This is a genomic window from Novosphingobium sp. BW1 (assembly GCF_008107685.1).
In the GTDB taxonomy this organism is placed as follows: Bacteria; Pseudomonadota; Alphaproteobacteria; order Sphingomonadales; family Sphingomonadaceae; genus Novosphingobium.
Window position 1 is genome coordinate 1 of record NZ_VIRF01000133.1, and the last position, 466, is coordinate 466.

A 466-nucleotide genomic window follows, 5' to 3' on the forward strand; every position below is an offset into this window, starting at 1 on the left:
TGGCGGTTCGATAACCGCGACAGAGGCCTGTCGAGCAAGATGGCGCTGGCGGGCAAGCCGTATCTGCCGCTGGCCTATGTGAAAAACCTGCTGGGCTGGCCCCTCAAAACCTCCTACACCCTCGATGACATGGCTGAAGACGCGCTGTGCTTGCTGGCGGCCCTGCGCATTGCTCAGGCGCACGTGATCGGCGTGTCGATGGGCGGCATGATCGCGCAAGTGATGGCGGCGCGCGCGCCGCCATCACTTGCGCGATCATGCCGCCCATCGACACGCCGATCACGTGCGCCTGAGCAATGCGCAGGGCCGCCAGCAAGCACAGCGCGTCTTCAGCCATGTCATCGAGGGTGTAGGAGGTTTTGAGGGGCCAGCCCAGCAGGTTTTTCACATAGGCCAGCGGCAGATACGGCTTGCCCGCCAGCGCCATCTTGCTCGACAGGCCTCTGTCGCGGTTATCGAACCGCCA

2 pseudogenes are annotated in these 466 nt (G+C 63.9%); one reads left to right on the forward strand and one right to left on the reverse strand.

The window, feature by feature from the left end:
• Nucleotides 1–129: 129 nt before the first annotated feature.
• Nucleotides 130–186, forward strand: a pseudogene (locus FMM79_RS22135) (hypothetical protein); the annotation flags it as partial.
• A 94-nt stretch (nt 187–280) separates the two neighbouring features.
• Here FMM79_RS22135 and FMM79_RS22355 read toward each other — a convergent pair.
• Nucleotides 281–427 (reverse strand): annotated as a pseudogene (locus FMM79_RS22355) (alpha/beta hydrolase); the annotation flags it as partial.
• Nucleotides 428–466: the final 39 nt, after the last annotated feature.